This window comes from Acinetobacter sp. YH01004 (genome assembly GCF_013420455.1).
Lineage (GTDB): Bacteria > Pseudomonadota > Gammaproteobacteria > Pseudomonadales > Moraxellaceae > Acinetobacter > Acinetobacter towneri.
In genome coordinates this window covers 23,207-39,001 of record NZ_VOXZ01000003.1, presented here as the reverse complement: position 1 = coordinate 39,001, position 15,795 = coordinate 23,207, and the positions used below count along the sequence as shown (strand labels likewise).

13 protein-coding genes are annotated in these 15,795 nt (G+C 41.5%); 4 read left to right on the top strand and 9 right to left on the bottom strand.

All coding sequences use genetic code 11. The features are described 5' to 3' along the window. Positions 1–13: 13 nt before the first annotated feature. Both FTT71_RS02965 and epmA read left to right on the top strand, forming a co-directional pair. Positions 14–1,081, top strand: a complete 1,068-nt coding sequence (locus FTT71_RS02965) for a 4-phosphoerythronate dehydrogenase (protein ID WP_180160695.1) — start codon at positions 14–16, stop codon at positions 1,079–1,081. Beyond that, a complete protein-coding gene (gene epmA, locus FTT71_RS02960) occupies positions 1,078–2,058 on the top strand; it encodes an EF-P lysine aminoacylase EpmA (RefSeq protein WP_096902381.1) in 981 nt (326 codons plus the stop codon). Before FTT71_RS02965 ends, epmA begins: the two co-directional genes overlap by 4 nt. 170 nt (positions 2,059–2,228) lie before the next feature. Here the strand turns inward: epmA and FTT71_RS02955 are convergent, their stop codons facing one another. The 6 genes from FTT71_RS02955 to ahcY form a co-directional block, all read right to left on the bottom strand. Further along, positions 2,229–3,464 (bottom strand): multifunctional CCA addition/repair protein, encoded by a 1,236-nt coding sequence (locus FTT71_RS02955; protein ID WP_004972751.1) that lies wholly within the window; start codon positions 3,462–3,464, stop codon positions 2,229–2,231. 90 nt (positions 3,465–3,554) lie between these two features. Next, on the bottom strand, positions 3,555–5,834 hold the full coding sequence (locus FTT71_RS02950; protein WP_004972754.1) for an NADP-dependent malic enzyme: 2,280 nt from the start codon (positions 5,832–5,834) through the stop codon (positions 3,555–3,557). A 139-nt stretch (positions 5,835–5,973) separates the two neighbouring features. Further along, on the bottom strand, positions 5,974–8,850 hold the full coding sequence (locus FTT71_RS02945; protein WP_180160694.1) for an EAL domain-containing protein: 2,877 nt from the start codon (positions 8,848–8,850) through the stop codon (positions 5,974–5,976). A 186-nt stretch (positions 8,851–9,036) separates the two neighbouring features. Next, the gene (locus FTT71_RS02940) at positions 9,037–9,753 is read right to left on the bottom strand and encodes a 16S rRNA (uracil(1498)-N(3))-methyltransferase (protein WP_004972758.1); all 717 of its coding nucleotides are present in this window, start codon (positions 9,751–9,753) and stop codon (positions 9,037–9,039) included. 41 nt (positions 9,754–9,794) lie between these two features. After that, positions 9,795–10,631 carry a methylenetetrahydrofolate reductase [NAD(P)H] gene (gene metF / locus FTT71_RS02935; RefSeq protein ID WP_004972760.1) on the bottom strand — a complete coding sequence of 279 codons (837 nt, stop codon included), beginning with the start codon at positions 10,629–10,631 and terminating at the stop codon, positions 9,795–9,797. Positions 10,632–10,814: 183 nt separating this feature from the next. Beyond that, positions 10,815–12,197 carry an adenosylhomocysteinase gene (ahcY, locus tag FTT71_RS02930; RefSeq protein ID WP_004972762.1) on the bottom strand — a complete coding sequence of 461 codons (1,383 nt, stop codon included), beginning with the start codon at positions 12,195–12,197 and terminating at the stop codon, positions 10,815–10,817. 220 nt (positions 12,198–12,417) lie between these two features. Here ahcY and FTT71_RS02925 point away from each other — a divergent pair, with 220 nt between their 5' ends. Further along, a complete protein-coding gene (locus FTT71_RS02925; protein WP_178319510.1) occupies positions 12,418–12,924 on the top strand; it encodes a cysteine peptidase family C39 domain-containing protein in 507 nt (168 codons plus the stop codon). 89 nt (positions 12,925–13,013) lie between these two features. Here FTT71_RS02925 and FTT71_RS02920 read toward each other — a convergent pair whose 3' ends face one another. Next, positions 13,014–13,526: a tetratricopeptide repeat protein gene (locus tag FTT71_RS02920; RefSeq protein WP_131261573.1), complete on the bottom strand. Its 513-nt coding sequence runs from the start codon at positions 13,524–13,526 to the stop codon at positions 13,014–13,016. Positions 13,527–13,731: 205 nt separating this feature from the next. Between FTT71_RS02920 and FTT71_RS02915 the strand changes: the two genes are divergently transcribed. Further along, positions 13,732–13,992: a hypothetical protein gene (locus tag FTT71_RS02915; protein WP_004972768.1), complete on the top strand. Its 261-nt coding sequence runs from the start codon at positions 13,732–13,734 to the stop codon at positions 13,990–13,992. A 77-nt stretch (positions 13,993–14,069) separates the two neighbouring features. Here the strand turns inward: FTT71_RS02915 and FTT71_RS02910 are convergent, their stop codons facing one another. Then, entirely contained in the window at positions 14,070–14,456 is a 387-nt protein-coding gene (locus FTT71_RS02910; protein WP_004972770.1) for a carboxymuconolactone decarboxylase family protein, read from the bottom strand. 212 nt (positions 14,457–14,668) lie between these two features. After that, complete coding sequence (lipA, locus tag FTT71_RS02905; protein ID WP_179990319.1) at positions 14,669–15,682, bottom strand: lipoyl synthase; 1,014 nt, start codon at positions 15,680–15,682, stop codon at positions 14,669–14,671. Positions 15,683–15,795 lie beyond the last annotated feature (113 nt).

Genomic DNA, 15,795 nt, shown 5'->3' with positions numbered 1-15,795 from the left:
ATGGGATGGCGTTATGAAAATCATTGCAGATGAAAATCTGGCATATACCGATTATTTCTTTGCAGATTTGGCAGAAATAGAGCACAAGGCTGGACGCCGTCTAACGCATCAAGATGTGCAAGATGCTGATGCGCTGCTAGTTCGTTCCGTCACCCAAGTGAATGCAGCATTGATTCAACAGACCGCGCTTCAATTTATTGGCAGCGCGACCATTGGCACAGACCACCTTGATATCCCAGCCATCGAGCAGCAGGGCATTGCATGGTCAAATGCGGCAGGTTGTAATGCGCAGGCGGTGAGTGAGTATGTGATTACCGCATTGCTTCATCTCGAGCCTGAATTACTACATGCCAATCAAAACTTTAAACTTGGCATTATTGGACTGGGCAATGTCGGCTCGCGCTTGGTCAAAATGGCACAATTATTCGGTTGGGATGTCATCGCATACGATCCATTTGTGCAGTTGCCCAATGTACAGCAATGTGACTTAGATGCACTATTACAACAGGCAGATGCAATTTCCATTCATGTGCCATTAACAGAAACTGGTGAACATCCTACTCATCATTTAATTAATGCAGCGCGTTTGGCATGTATGAAGCCTCAAGCCATTCTGATTAATTCAGCGCGTGGGCCAGTGGTAGAAGAAGCGGCTTTAATGCAGGATATTCAACATACTCAGCGTTTAGTGGTATTAGATGTTTTTGAATATGAACCTGAAATCTCTGCAGAATTATTAGATTTGCTTGCTTTGGCAACCCCGCATATTGCAGGGTATAGCCTAGAAGGCAAGGCACGCGGCACACAAATGATTTATCAGGCTTTTTGTGAAAATTTTGGTTTAGATGCCACAAAACAATTTGAAACTCAATTGCCAAGCTGCGCGCAATATTTCAAAACCCAAGATTTGAAAAATAGTCTGCATGCACATTTAAGTCAAATTTATGATATTGCACAGGATGATGCCAATTTACGTGCCTGTGTCAAAGCGGGCAAAGTTGAGCAGCAGGCTTTTGATCATTTAAGAAAAACCTATCCTCTGCGTCGTGAATGGGCAGCACACGGAGGCCCGCAAGCATGAGTTCAAATCTCCAATATCAACCAACTTGCGACTTAAACAGCATGCGCGCACGTGCACAATTGTATGCACAAATACGCCAGTTTTTTGCGGAACGTGAAGTACTTGAAGTTGAAACGCCAATTTTGTCACAGGCAGGAGTGACAGATGTGCATTTGGCTTCAGTGCAAGCACAGCGCCATGTGCAGGGCAAATTGCATACGCACTATTTACAGACCTCACCTGAATTTGCCATGAAGCGTTTATTGGCCAGTGGTAGTGGTGCTATTTATCAAATTTGCAAAGTCTTTCGTGATGATGAGCATGGACGTAAACACAACAGCGAATTTACCATGTTGGAATGGTATCGTCCCGAATTTAGCCTGAAAGAGCTTATGTTTGAGGTGACAGATTTACTTAATCTGACGTTAAAACAACGCTTTGGCGAAGTACGTCCAACAGTGTTGAGTTATAAACACGCATTTATGGATCGTTTGGATTTAAATCCTTTACAGGCAAGTCTGCAACAATTGAAAGACTGCTGTCATCGTGTGGGTTTGCATCTGGATTTGGGTGATGACCGTCTAGGCTACATCGACCTATTGTTTTCACATTTTGTAGAACCAAGTTTGGGCTTTGATGCTCCTGTATTTTTAACCGATTTTCCACCTGAATTAGCATCTTTGGCTAAAACCAGAACAGATGATGATGGGGAATTGGTCGCAGCCCGTTTTGAGCTATATATCGAAGGTTTAGAGCTTGCCAATGCCTATGATGAATTGATTGATGCTACTGTGCTGCGTTCTCGTTTTGAAGCCGATAATGCAGAACGCGCACAACTTGGTTTACATGTGATGCCAATTGATGAATATTTATTGGCTGCGTTGCCGAACATGCCTGAATGTTCAGGTATCGCCTTGGGCATAGATCGCTTATTGATGATTGCAACTGAGCAGATGCGTTTAGAGCAAGTGATTAGCTTTCCTGCGCAGCTTGCCTAAAAGCAAAAGACAGTTTCTTATTTCAAGAAGGATTTATTTGAGCTAAAAAGCCGTAGCTTCTATATTTTAGAAGATTACGGCTTTTCGATCAGAAATTTAGGCTGACTTAAATAGGTTAAGAATGATAGATCAAAGAACGCATGTAATGACGTTCTATAGACTTAAATAGCCTAAGCAGTAGCAGCCAAGTGACGTGCCTTTAATTGCTCAATCGCTTTAATGCGTCGTTCAATCAGCATTTCACCAATATCGGGGCCTTGGACATCGGCAGGTAAGTCTTGCGCCTTAATGCTGCGTACCACTTGAATCGCTTCCAAAATATAGCTCGCTTGCGGATAGTCACGATCTTCCAAACCTAAACGCCCACGAGAGTCACATTCACAGGCTTGTACAAAGGCTTCTACACGCTCAGGACGACGCAAGACATCCAAACGCTGTAATAAGCGCCATAACGTGCCAGGCTTTAAGCTCAATGCTTGGTGGCATTTTAAATGCTCTTTACATACAGCAAGTGCAAGTTGTTTGGTATTGGTCGGTACGCGCAGGCGTTCACACACTTCCGTTACAGGTCGAATCCCACGTTCTTCATGCATAATGTGCCGTGGTAATTCATCGGCAGGGGTCAAGGCCTTGCCTAAATCATGCAATAACACTGCAAAGCGTACATCGAGTGAGTAATTGGCACGACAGGCTTGTTGTAGTGACATCATGGTGTGCACACCACTGTCAATTTCAGGGTGATATTCAGGACGCTGTGGAATACCGAATAAAGCATCTAATTCAGGAAATAAAACTTTTAAAGCACCACAGGCACGCAATGTTTCAAAATAAACATCGGCACGTGCTTCCATTAAGGCACGTGAAGTTTCTTTCCATACGCGTTCAGGTGTCAGCGCATGTAACTCACCAGATTCTGCCAACTCTTGCATTAATAACAAGGTTTCAGGTGCAACCACAAAGCCTAAAGCATGATAACGTGCTGCAAAACGAGCAATACGCAGCACCCGTAACGGGTCTTCTACAAAAGCATTGGAAACATGGCGCAGCACTTTATTGCACAGATCTTGCTGTCCACCGTAAGGGTCGTAGACATTGCCATCACTATCCATTGCCATGGCGTTAATGGTTAAATCACGACGGATTAAATCTTCTTCTAAGGTCACGCTTGGGTCGGTATGAAATTCAAAACCGTGATAACCGTGTCCAGATTTGCGCTCAGTGCGAGCAAGTGCATATTCATCTTTGGTTTCAGGATGAAGAAAAACAGGGAAGTCTTTGCCCACAGGTTGAAAGCCTTGAGCCAAAAGTTGTTCGGGCGTTGCGCCAACGACAACATAATCTTTTTCGTGATAGGGATGCCCGAGTAAGTGATCTCGAACTGCACCGCCTACTAAATAAACTTGCATGAAAAAACCTCTATTCTTCAAGCAATCATGCTACAGAATAGAGGTTTTCTCAAGTCTATAATTCTGAGTCAGTCACTCAGAAATATAGGTTTATGCTTTAACTTGTGCTGTTTGTTGAATTTCAGCAACAGTGAGGGCAGTCATATTCACAACACGACGTGTCGTTGCAGTCGGAGTCAAAATATGTACAGGTTTTGCTGCACCTAACAAGATAGGGCCAATCGTAACATTGTTACCTGAAGTCGATTTCAACAAGTTAAATGAAATATTGGCAGCATCTAAGTTCGGCATAATCAACAAGTTTGCAGAACCTTTGAAGCGTGAGTTCGGGAAAGCAAAATGACGGATATTTTCGTCTAATGCTGCATCACCGTGCATTTCACCTTCAACTTCAAGCTCAGGTGCAATCTCACTCAAGATTTCAAAGACTTTACGCATTTTTTGTGCGCTAGAGTCTTGTTGGTCAGAACCAAAACTTGAGTGAGAAAGTAGAGCAACGCGTGGTGTCATACCAAAACGGCGTACTTCTTCAGCCGCTAAAAGTGTCATTTCAGCCAACTGTTCAGCAGTTGGGTTTGTGTTGACATAAGTGTCGGCAATGAACAAGTTGCGATCTTCAAGCATCAATGCGTTAAGGGTAAAGAAGTTAGTACGACCTTCTTTTAGACCAATCACATTTTTTACGAAATCAAGGTGAATGTCGTAGCTTGAATAAGTACCACATAACATACCATCGGCTAAACCATGCTTCACTAACATTGCTGCAATGAGGGTAGAGCGACGACGTGCTTCACGCTGCGCGTATTCAGGTGTAACGCCTTTACGCTGCATGATGGTGTAGTAATCATCTGCAAATTTTTCGTAGTTAGGGTTGTTTTCCTGGTCTACTATTTCCATATTCACGCCATGTTCAAGACGTAAACCTAACTTTTTGATGTTCGCTTCAATTACTGAGGTACGACCTACAAGGATTGGTTTAGCCAAGCCTTCATCCACTGCAATTTGTACTGCGCGAAGGACGCGTAAGTCTTCACCTTCTGCATAAGCAATACGTTTAGGATCAGTTTTTGCTTGAGCAAAAATAGGCTTCATCATAAATGCCGAGTTATATACAAACTCAGACAAACGCTGACGGTATGCAGAGAAGTCTTGAATTGGACGACTTGCTACACCTGAATCCATTGCTGCCTGAGCAACTGCAGGTGCAATTTCAAGAATTAAACGCTGATCAAGTGGGCGTGGAATTAAATAGTCACGACCAAATGATGCAGATTTTTCACCATAAGTTGCTGCATCTGCTTCAATGTGTGCCATGCGTGCAATTGCGTGTACACAAGCAATTTTCATTTCTTCGTTGATGGTAGTTGCGCCAACATCTAATGCACCACGGAAAATATACGGGAAGCAAAGTGCGTTGTTAACTTGGTTCGGATAATCCGAACGACCTGTTGCCATAATCACATCTGGACGTACTTCATGCGCATGTTCAGGCAAGATTTCTGGGTCTGGGTTAGCCAAAGCAAAGATAATTGGATTTTCAGCCATTTCTTTGACCATAGCTTTGGTCAAGATACCCGCTGCAGAAAGACCAAGGAACATATCCGCACCGCTAATTACATCAGCAAGTTGCGTTCCTTCAATGTCTTGCATATAGCGTTTTTTCGAGTCATCCAAACCTTCACGTTTGGTGGTGATTAGACCACGCGAATCCGCAACAATGATATTTTCTTTTTTCGCGCCCAATGCACATAACAGGTCTAAACAAGACAGTGCGGCTGCACCTGCACCTGAAGCAACGATTTTGATTTCTTCAATTTTCTTGCCGTTAAGTAACAAGGCATTGAGTAGGGCAGAACCTACAATGATTGACGTACCGTGTTGGTCATCGTGGAACACAGGAATATTCATGCGTTCACGAAGTTTTTGCTCAATGTAGAAACATTCTGGCGCCTTGATGTCTTCAAGGTTGATACCACCAAAAGTTGGTTCTAATGCTGCAACAATATCTACAATTTTGTCTGGATCATTTTCAGCAATTTCGATGTCAAATACATCGACACCAGCAAACTTTTTAAAGAGTACGCCTTTACCTTCCATCACAGGTTTAGACGCCAAAGGACCGATATTACCTAAACCTAATACTGCTGTACCGTTACTAACGACAGCAACCAAGTTACCGCGAGCGGTATAAAGTGCAGCTGTTGAAGGATCACGTTCAATCTCTAAACATGGTGCTGCGACACCTGGTGAGTAAGCGAGCGCTAAGTCACGTTGGTTGACCAGCTGCTTACTTGGAGTAACGCTGATTTTTCCTGGTGTTGGAAATTCGTGATAGTAAAGTGCCTGCTGTTTTAATGATTGATCGTCCATCTGAATCTCGTGTGTGACAAGTTGGCCAGCGATGCTGGTGGTTTTTTTATGAATCTTATCGAATATACCATTACTTGCCCCCTTAGCACAGACGTCACTGTTTATTTTTAGAACAAACTTAGAGCTTTTGGGTCTAGTTTCAGATTAAGGAGCGATAAGCGCGCGATACTAAATTGGCTTTTAGAAATTGGGTCGCTTCACTTTCAGGCAAAGGCCTAGAGAATAAATACCCCTGCGCAATATCACAATTTAAATTCTGCAAATATTGCAGTTGTTGCTCAGTTTCAATCCCTTCAGCCACCACACTCATGCCCATGGCTTTGCCCATAGCAATCATGGCACTAACAATGGCTTCTTGTTTGGTATTCCCAATTTTAGAAACAAAGCTACGGTCTATTTTTAAACTGTCAATTGGGAAGTCTGTTAAGTAAGAAAGTGAAGAATAGCCTGTACCAAAATCATCTAAGGCGATATGAATATCACGTTGTTTAATTTCATCTAATAAAGACTTCACGGTTGTGGAGTTTTCCACTAAAGAGGATTCGGTAATTTCTAATTCTAAGCTTGCACCTGAAATTTGATAGGTATTAATCGCATCATCTAAATCTTGCAGCAATTGACCACGTTGCAGTTGTTGTGCAACTACATTAACCGATACTTGGATATGATCAAAACCTAACAGATTCCATTCACGAATTTGCTTGGCAGTTTGTTGAATTACAACCCGACCAATATCGGAAATTAAACTGGTTTGTTCCGCAATAGGAATAAATAGGTTCGGTGGAATAATGCCTTTGGTTGGATGTTTCCAGCGCACCAATGCTTCAAACCCAACTACCTGATAATTATGGAAATCAATTTTAGGTTGATAATATACAATTAACTCATCATTTTTAATGGCTTGGCGTAAGTCACGCTCTAAATGCACATCTTGTTCTAGCAGTTTGGTGTTGTCTAAAGCGTAATATTTAACGGTATTACCACCCAAACGCTTGGCTTCAGACAAGGCTTGTTCTGCACAATTATTCAGATAATCCAGCTGGCGTCCATGTTCAGGATAGAGGGAAACCCCCATCGACAGGGTAATAATATGTTCTTGTCCCTGCACATTAAACGGCAAATTAAAGGCTTTGGCGATGCGTTCACAGTGCTGCTGTATAGAAGGGCGAATATGAGAAATTTCATACACAATTGCAAAATCATCGCCATTTAAGTGCGCGACAAACAGCGCTTCGGCATTGGTGATGCGTAAACGCTGCGCCACTTGACGGAGTAATTCATCGCCACCATTATTGCTTAAATATTCATTTAAAGGTCTGAAACGGTCAATATTGAGTCGAATGACCGCCAATTGCTGCAATGAATCTTGCTGCGAAATAAGATATTGATGTAGTTGATAATTATAGTAAAAGCGATTAGGCAAGTCGGTCAGTGGGTCGTAATTTTCTAAATAGGATAGACGCTGTTCTTGTAATTTATGTTCGGTTAAATCAGACACAATCCCAATATAATTAATAATGCGGTTTTGCTCATCGGTGACAGCATTGATATGCACACGAACTTCGAGTTCTTTACCAGAGCGGAATCTTGTATTCATTTCACCATCATATTTACCTGTGCTGAGCAATTGTTGAAGAATTTCTTCTTGCGTAATGCGTTGATGTGCTTTGTTGGACTCGACCAAATCAAACAGATATTTACCTAAAATATGGTCGCGTTTAAATCCGCTCATTTGTGCATAGAATGGATTGGCTTCAATATAGCGTAGGTTTTCATCTAAAATAAAAATACCTTCGGCTGCCTGTTCAAGTACGCTGGCAGTGAGTTTTAAGCGTTCTTGCCCAATCCGTTCTTGGTGAATGTCACGGCGAATCCCCACCATGCGTAAAGGTTTATTGGTGACAGGATCACGCTCAATCACCCGCCCAATATCATGCACCCAATACCATTGACCTGAACTATGTTGTACGCGATATGTGGCTTGATAGCGTTCAGTTAGACCCCGTAAATGTTGTTTCATGGTTTGGTGAAAGTGCGGAATATCATCAGGGTGAATCAGTTGCTGTAATTTATTCCGATGCTGTTTAGTATTCTCTAAAGGAGTTTGCTGTGCGCCACTACCAAAGACAATACTGCGTTGCCGTATATTCCAGTCCCATGCTTTTAGACCTGCGGCTTCATGTGCCAAAATTAAACTATGTTGTTGATTGATTAAATCTTGGTGCGTTTGTTCTAAGTCAAAGGTACGTTCTCTTACTTTTTGTTCTAGCATTTGATTGTTAAATTGCAGTTGAAGTTCAATATCTTTGGACTTGTTCATTTCAACTTGTAATTGTTGGCAGAGTTGATCTGTCCAGCCGACTTGTTGCTCTGCGGCTTTTTTGAATTGGTCGTTCTTAAAATAGACGCTCGATAAACGACGATGCATGTGCATTGAAGTATTGGCACAAATCAGTAAGGTAATTAAGGCAAAATTTGTCGCGAGAAAAAAGAAAGCGGAAGTTTCGGAGTGAACTAAAAACTGTGCGGCAATATAGGGTGTGATCACTGGAATGAATACCCAGCAAAAATAACTCAAGCGCTGCGTTAAAAAGGTGAGGGCAAAGGTTTGACTCACAATAATTAATAAGGTCGCTAAAATAATCGCTTCATAGTTGCTCAGTTCAGGGTTTTGCTGAGGTAAAAAGTAATACAGTAAACTTACCCCAACCGCGATTGCTGTTCCGATCAAGAAACACACCAATTTTAACCAACGATGTGCTTGTTGGAGTTGATATTGTCCCACTTTAAAGTGAATTGCTGTGAGCAGTAAACACGAACCAATGGTCAGTTCAGTGAGAATAAACCAGATATTGAAGTAAGGTGATGAATGTGAGAAAGAAATTTGATAAATAAAAAACACATACAGGCAAACAATCAGGATGCTGACCAAAAAGAATCGAATAAGCCGAATGGTATTGGTGATTTGCGCAGCATCTAAGTATTGCTGCAACAATTCATCTTGAGCGTCTGACATACTTCCCCAAAATCTAGTTAAATGATTCCATCATTTATATTTTTAAATAACATCACTTTCATGCATAAAATATTGCTGTTTTGTGTTTAAATTTTATGCAAATTTTTTAATATATTGTTCGAGATTAATCCTGTACTTTATAAATTGCAATGTTATTGGCAATCGATTTCTGTAAAAACGGATAAATTACTCGGCCAAGCGATAATTTAAGAGAGCTAAAGCAACCACAGGTGCGGTTTCAGTGCGTAATACCCGAGTACCAATACACCAGTTTTGAAAGCCAACCGCATTGGCAGCGCTAATTTCTGTTTCGCTTAAACCACCTTCAGGCCCAATTAATAAAGCCAAATCTTTACTGACATTGTTTAGCACATCTACTTGATCTTTATTCGGTGCTAACACTAATTTGGTGGTAGGAAGGTCACTATTCAGCCAGTCCTCTAAACGTAGTGGGGCTAAAATTTTCGGTACGATATTCATGCCACATTGTTCACAGGCTGCAATGGCAATGCCTTGCCAATGATCTAATTTTTTTTGATCGCGGTCATATTTTAAGCGCATTTCACAGCGTTCAGAGGTGAGCAACTGAATGTTAGTCACGCCAAGCTCTACCGCTTTTTGAATCGCATAATCCATACGATCGCCTTTGCTCATTACTTGTCCTAATAAGGCGCTAAAGCTTGGGATGCGATTGTCTGGATTAAAACTTTTAATCTGCACTTGCGCTGTTTTTTTGGTAACTTCAACCAGTTCCACTTCATATTCACCACCTTGCCCATTGAACAAGGTGGCGGTTTCACCGACTTGTGCGCGTAGTACTTTCACCCAGTGATGAAATACTGTTTCAGTCAGTTCAACTTGTGTATCTACTGCTAATTCAGCCTCAATATAAAAACGGGGCATAGGGATTACTCGTTCAAGTCAATAAATATGAAAAATACAGCTTAAGCCAAACCAAGATCTGTCACTAATTGACGAGTCGGTTCGGTGTTGTTCATGGTGTAAAAATGCAAACTTGGTGCACCACCTGCAATCAGGCGTTCGCACAGTTTAATAATCACTTCATGACCAAAGGCTTTGATTGAAGCTGTGTCATCACCATAGGTTGCTAATTGCTTACGAATCCAGCGTGGAATTTCTGCACCTGTACCATCTGCAAAGCGAATTAAATTGCTGGCATTGGTAATCGGCATAATGCCAGGCGCAACAGGAATATTCACACCTTGCTTTTGAATACGTTCTACAAAGTAAAAGTACGCATCTGGATTAAAAAAGAACTGGGTGATGGCAGCATTGGCACCAGCATTTACTTTGGTGACAAAGTTTTTAATGTCTTGATCAAAGTGGTCTGCTTGTGGATGCATTTCAGGATAAGCCGCAACTTCAATGTGAAAATGATCACCTGAATGTTCACGAATAAAACGCACCAAGTCAGACGCATACGGCAATTCGCCTAAACCAACTTGACCTGAAGGTAAATCACCACGCAAAGCCACAATGCGGTCAATGCCTTGTGCTTTATAAATATCAAGCAATTCAGCAATACGCGCTTTGTCATCACCAATACAAGACAGGTGCGGCGCTACAGGTGTGCCTTTGCCATTGAAGTCGCTAATGGTCGATAAAGTACGTTCACGAGTAGAACCACCTGCACCATAAGTGATAGAAAAAAACTCTGGATTTAAAAGTTGTAATTCTTGATGCACAACTTTGAGTTTTTCTGCACCTACATCGGTTTTAGATGGGAAAAATTCAAATGAAATAGGAACTTGTTTGGTCATGATTAAATCCTTGTTATAAATACTTATTTATATTTTTTCACCTCTCCTAAATCCTCTCTTGCGCTGGGTTTAAAAGCAGTGCTTTAAACTTGCTCAGGAGAGGACTTACCCTCGAATACATTCATTAAACAATGAATCATTCCCTCTCCCTATGAGAGAGGGTTAGGGAGAAGGATTAAAAACTTAGTATTTATAAGCATCCGATTTAAACGGACCTTCAACAGCTACACCTAAGTAGTCCGCTTGTACTTGAGTCAATTGTGTTAATACACCACCAAAACCAGCAACCATTGCAGCAGCAACTTCTTCGTCTAGTTTTTTCGGTAAGATTTCAACACGAATTGCCGCTTGTTTTTGATCGGCAGGAAGATCCGCAAATTTCTCTGCAAATAAGTGCATTTGTGCCAATACTTGGTTAGCAAATGAACCATCCATAATACGTGATGGGTGACCTGTTGCGTTACCCAAGTTCACTAAACGACCTTCAGAAAGCAAGATTAAATAATCGTTTTCGTTTTCTGAACGATACACTTGGTGTACTTGTGGCTTCACTTCAACCCACTTATAACCACGTAAGTAGTTGGTGTCGATTTCAGTATCGAAGTGACCAATGTTGCATACAACAGCGCCTGCTTTAAGTGTATCTAGCATTGCTGCGTCACACACGTGATAGTTACCTGTTGTAGTCACAATCAAGTCAGTATTTTCTAAAAGCTCTAGGTTCACGTCTGCTTTATTGCCTGTTTGTACGCCATTCTTGTACGGAGATACAACTTCGTAACCATCCATACATGCTTGCATTGCACAAATTGGGTCAATTTCAGAAACACGAACAATCATGCCTTCTTGACGTAAAGATTGTGCAGAACCTTTACCTACATCACCATAACCAATAACCAATGCACGACGACCAGACAATAACATGTCTGTACCACGTTTAATCGCATCGTTGAGTGAGTGACGGCAACCGTATTTATTGTCGTTTTTAGATTTAGTCACAGAGTCGTTGACGTTAATTGCAGGCACTTTTAAAGAACCATCTTTCCACATTTCAATTAGACGTTGTACGCCCGTAGTGGTTTCTTCAGTAATACCGTGAATGCGCTCTAATAATGCAGGATATTTCTCGTGAACAAGTGCAGTTAAGTCACCGCCATCGTCCAAAATCATGTTGGCATCCCATGGTGTGCCATTTACATTAATTTGTTGTTCAAGACACCATACATATTCTTCTTCAGTTTCGCCTTTCCAAGCAAAAACAGGCACACCTGAAGCAGCAATTGCTGCAGCAGCGTGGTCTTGAGTAGAGAAGATGTTACAAGAAGTCCAACGAACTTCTGCGCCCAATTCAACTAGCGTTTCAATTAAAACAGCAGTTTGAATGGTCATGTGGATACAGCCGAGAATTTTCGCGCCTGCAAGAGGTTTTGCAGCTGAGTAGCGCTTACGCAAACCCATAAGGGCTGGCATTTCTGCTTCTGCAAGTTTGATTTCTTTACGACCAAAATCAGCTAGTGTGATATCGGCAACTTTATAATCTGTAAATGAAGCATTAACCGCGTTCATCACGATCTCCTTATAAAAAACAATTGATCATTCAGTTCGCGGATGCCGTTTCTTGCATAGCAAACGCGTTGCTATGCTGGTCGAGCCTGGCGATTTTACATTTCGTGCCTGTAAAACGTCGCAGCATCCCTCGACTAGCGCGATATTGTACTTGGAAATTGATTCAGTTCCAATCATGTTTTGTTTATTATCACTACAAACATATTTTTGAGATTGAATGATGGCTTTAGAGCTTCCTCAAGAGTTGGCAAATTTAGAAGCCAACGGCGGGATTTACGCAGTGTGGATGTTGCTACGACACTTAGGAATTGATGCCGATATTCAACAATTGATTGAAGTGTGTGGTTATACGCCAGAGCAGGGCACAACCACAATTGGCTTGGCTGTTGGACTGAAAAAGTTTGGCTTTAATGTGCAGTTTTATACTGACCCTGACCCAGATTTACAAGATGCAGAAAAGTTAAGTTATGCCGAAGCTGAACAGCTTAAATTGCCTGTATTGGCGGCAATCGGCTATCAGCAAATTCAGCACGCATTTGATGAAAATAAATTTGTAATTGTCTACTACGACACTTTAGAAGGCGTGGGCAATCACTCATTGCTATATTCTATTGATGATGCTGAAATTTGTTTCTTTGACAGTTTTGAGCCGATGCCTGCGGCTGTGTTTGAACAACAGCGTCAGCAAGAGGGCATTTGCAGACAAGTAATTGTGGTCGAAGTCTAAGTGTTATTCAAAGTCTAAGCTTTATTCAATGACGATTCGAGTCATGCAAAAATTGTCTAGCCCATCAATTGATTGGCTAGACAAATAAATTACTCCGCTGCATCGGCTTTTTGTGTCCAATATTCAGCTTTATTTTCGTCAGCATCTACACCCAAAGCATTTGCATAAATAAAAGCAAGGTCACGCATGGCTTGTACTTCGCCCAATTCTGCTGCTTGCTGTACCAATGCCACAGAGCGAGCGACATCTTGTTCAACCACATCACCACGACGGTAGTAGCCTGCCAACTCTAAAATAGCGGCAGGGTGTTGTGCATCACTGGCTTTTTTGAGCCAGACAAAAGCATCTTCAAAATGTTGTTTGGCATCTTCAGGGTCATCTTCTAGAACATCTTTGGCATATACGGTATAGCCTTCACCAAGCCAATACATGGCTTCGATATGTCCGTTTGCGGCAGCTTTGAGCGCCCATTGTTCGGCAAGTTCAATATCTTCATTAAAATCGCTTTGCATATACAGCACCGCCACTTCAAATTGGGCATCGGCTTGTCCTGCAATGGCGCGGTTCATTAGCGCAGGGGAGATTGAAACAGATTCTGACATAATGTCATCCAGCAAAATTACAACATAAGATTGTGCGATAGCCTAAAAGGTCTGCTGGGAAAAAGCCATCTTCGGTGTGATTTTTTTAAAAAATTAGGGTTAATTGATCATGCGTTTATGCAGACAATAACAAAAAATCACTTGAGCCATATCGTCAAGTTTCAATATGCTGAATGTTAAACATGGTCATAATGAGAACAATAAGATGGCAAATTTTTTAACTGCTGAACAAGCAAAAGTTTATTCAGATCATGCCAAGCTAGATATTGAATTATATAAGCAGCGTTTGGCGTCTTTAATCGAAGAGAATGCCAAGCAGGGCAATACCGCAGTTTTTACTGTGCTGCCAAAACATTTACCTTTAGAAGATATTCGAAATTTATCGGCACAGCTGACTGATTTGGGTTATCAGGTGCGCTTTGAGTTAAATGAGTTCTTTTATAGCTTTAATGTGTATTGGATTTAAAACTCAACTCTACCGACATTTCACCAAATAGTTTTAGTGAAATGTCGAGCGTTTATATTTTTTGATTTAGATTGCGTTTAAGTATTTGCAGTATGTTCTGCCAAAACTTCCAACGCTGCGCGAAAAGCTTCCTGAGTTGCAGGTGCGCCACAATAAGGCAAGCTGTGTAACAAGACTTCCTGAATTTCTTCGACACTTGCCCCGTTATTTAGCGCACCACGAATATGTCCTTTAAGCTCTGTCGGGCTTTTTAAAGCAGTTAAAAAGGCGATAGTAATTAAGGAACGATATTTGCGTGGTAACACACCTTCACGTTGCCAAGTTGAACCCCATGCATGTTCATTAATCCAGTCCTGCAAAGGTTGGGTAAATGGTACAGTGTTGTCCTGTGCGCGTTTTACAAAGCTTTCGCCCATGACTTCAGTGCGAACTTTTAAGCCATTGTCATAGTCTTGTTGTGACATTTTACTATCCCTGTTTTATTGTTTGAGCTCGGTGTATAGATTAAGTGCATAGATTAACAATTTATGGCGATGACACCATGCGCACTTGGTCGTAGACCATCAAAAAATATTCACATCTATCTATTTTTAATATATCCACAAGGTATAAAAAAGCCCCAAACATAAAGTCGGGGCTGTTTTAGCTTTATCGCAAATTTTGAAATAAGCGAGTGTTAAGCTTCAATGGTTTGCACGCTAATTTTTTTAGCAGGGTCGGCTTTACGACGTACTGTTGGTACAGGTTCACCATAATATTGACGGTCTGCAAAATAACTTGAACGTACCATTGGCGCAGCCCAAATATTTTTAAAACCTAACTTTTGACCATGCGCTGTATAACGCTCAAATTCTTCAGGTGTTACAAAGCGGTCAATTGGCGAATGTTCTTTAGATGGCTGTAAATATTGACCAATGGTCACATAATCTACATCGTGCGCTTTAAGATCATCTAACAGTGCAATAACTTCTTCTTCAGATTCTCCAATACCTACCATCAAACCGCATTTGGTTGGAATATCTGGGCAATATTCTTTAAACATTTTCAGCAAGTTCAAAGAGTGCTGATAGTCTGAACCCGGACGCATGGCTTTATATAAGCGTGGCACAGTTTCAATGTTGTGGTTAAAAACATCTGGCGGACATTCGGTCATAATGCGTAGTGCAATATCCATACGACCACGGAAGTCTGGTACCAAAATTTCTAACAACGTATTTGGGCTTAAAGAGCGGGCTTCTTTAATACAATCGACAAAATGTTGTGCACCACCATCTAACAAGTCATCACGGTCTACAGAGGTGATCACGGCATATTTTAAGCCTAAGTTGGCAATGGTTTCTGCCATGTGACGAGGTTCTTCAGGATCTAGTGCATTTGGACGACCATGCGCAACATCACAGAACGGGCAGCGACGGGTACAAATATCACCCATGATCATAAAGGTTGCTGTACCACCACCAAAGCATTCTGGAAGGTTTGGACAAGCGGCTTCTTCACAAACGGTGTGCAATTTTTGCTGACGCAAAGTGGTTTTAATACGTTGAACTTCTTCTGGTGCCGTCATTTTGACCCGAATCCAGTCAGGTTTACGAGGCGTTTCAACCGTAGGAACAACTTTTACAGGAATACGTGCGACTTTTTCAGCACCACGAAGTTTGACACCCTGTTCTGGTTTACGGTTTGCAGACATATTCAACTTTTCCACTGTTTTTGAAAGGGGAGAGATTTAGTGTAGGCTAGATTTTACGTGAAATAGAGTCTGATTAAACCGAATCTAAGTGCAAAAGTAAAATGTCACCTTAA

What these genes read in the sequence shown, in the direction of transcription:
- FTT71_RS02915 (WP_004972768.1), top strand. Translation starts at nt 13,732, where the DNA reads ATGGCAAATTTTTTAACTGCTGAACAAGCAAAAGTTTATTCAGATCAT.
- FTT71_RS02920 (WP_131261573.1), bottom strand. Translation starts at nt 13,526, where the DNA reads ATGTCAGAATCTGTTTCAATCTCCCCTGCGCTAATGAACCGCGCCATT.
- FTT71_RS02925 (WP_178319510.1), top strand. Translation starts at nt 12,418, where the DNA reads ATGGCTTTAGAGCTTCCTCAAGAGTTGGCAAATTTAGAAGCCAACGGC.
- epmA (WP_096902381.1), top strand. Translation starts at nt 1,078, where the DNA reads ATGAGTTCAAATCTCCAATATCAACCAACTTGCGACTTAAACAGCATG.
- ahcY (WP_004972762.1), bottom strand. Translation starts at nt 12,197, where the DNA reads ATGAACGCGGTTAATGCTTCATTTACAGATTATAAAGTTGCCGATATC.
- metF (WP_004972760.1), bottom strand. Translation starts at nt 10,631, where the DNA reads ATGACCAAACAAGTTCCTATTTCATTTGAATTTTTCCCATCTAAAACC.
- FTT71_RS02950 (WP_004972754.1), bottom strand. Translation starts at nt 5,834, where the DNA reads ATGGACGATCAATCATTAAAACAGCAGGCACTTTACTATCACGAATTT.
- FTT71_RS02955 (WP_004972751.1), bottom strand. Translation starts at nt 3,464, where the DNA reads ATGCAAGTTTATTTAGTAGGCGGTGCAGTTCGAGATCACTTACTCGGG.
- FTT71_RS02965 (WP_180160695.1), top strand. Translation starts at nt 14, where the DNA reads ATGAAAATCATTGCAGATGAAAATCTGGCATATACCGATTATTTCTTT.
- lipA (WP_179990319.1), bottom strand. Translation starts at nt 15,682, where the DNA reads ATGTCTGCAAACCGTAAACCAGAACAGGGTGTCAAACTTCGTGGTGCT.
- FTT71_RS02945 (WP_180160694.1), bottom strand. Translation starts at nt 8,850, where the DNA reads ATGTCAGACGCTCAAGATGAATTGTTGCAGCAATACTTAGATGCTGCG.
- FTT71_RS02910 (WP_004972770.1), bottom strand. Translation starts at nt 14,456, where the DNA reads ATGTCACAACAAGACTATGACAATGGCTTAAAAGTTCGCACTGAAGTC.
- FTT71_RS02940 (WP_004972758.1), bottom strand. Translation starts at nt 9,753, where the DNA reads ATGCCCCGTTTTTATATTGAGGCTGAATTAGCAGTAGATACACAAGTT.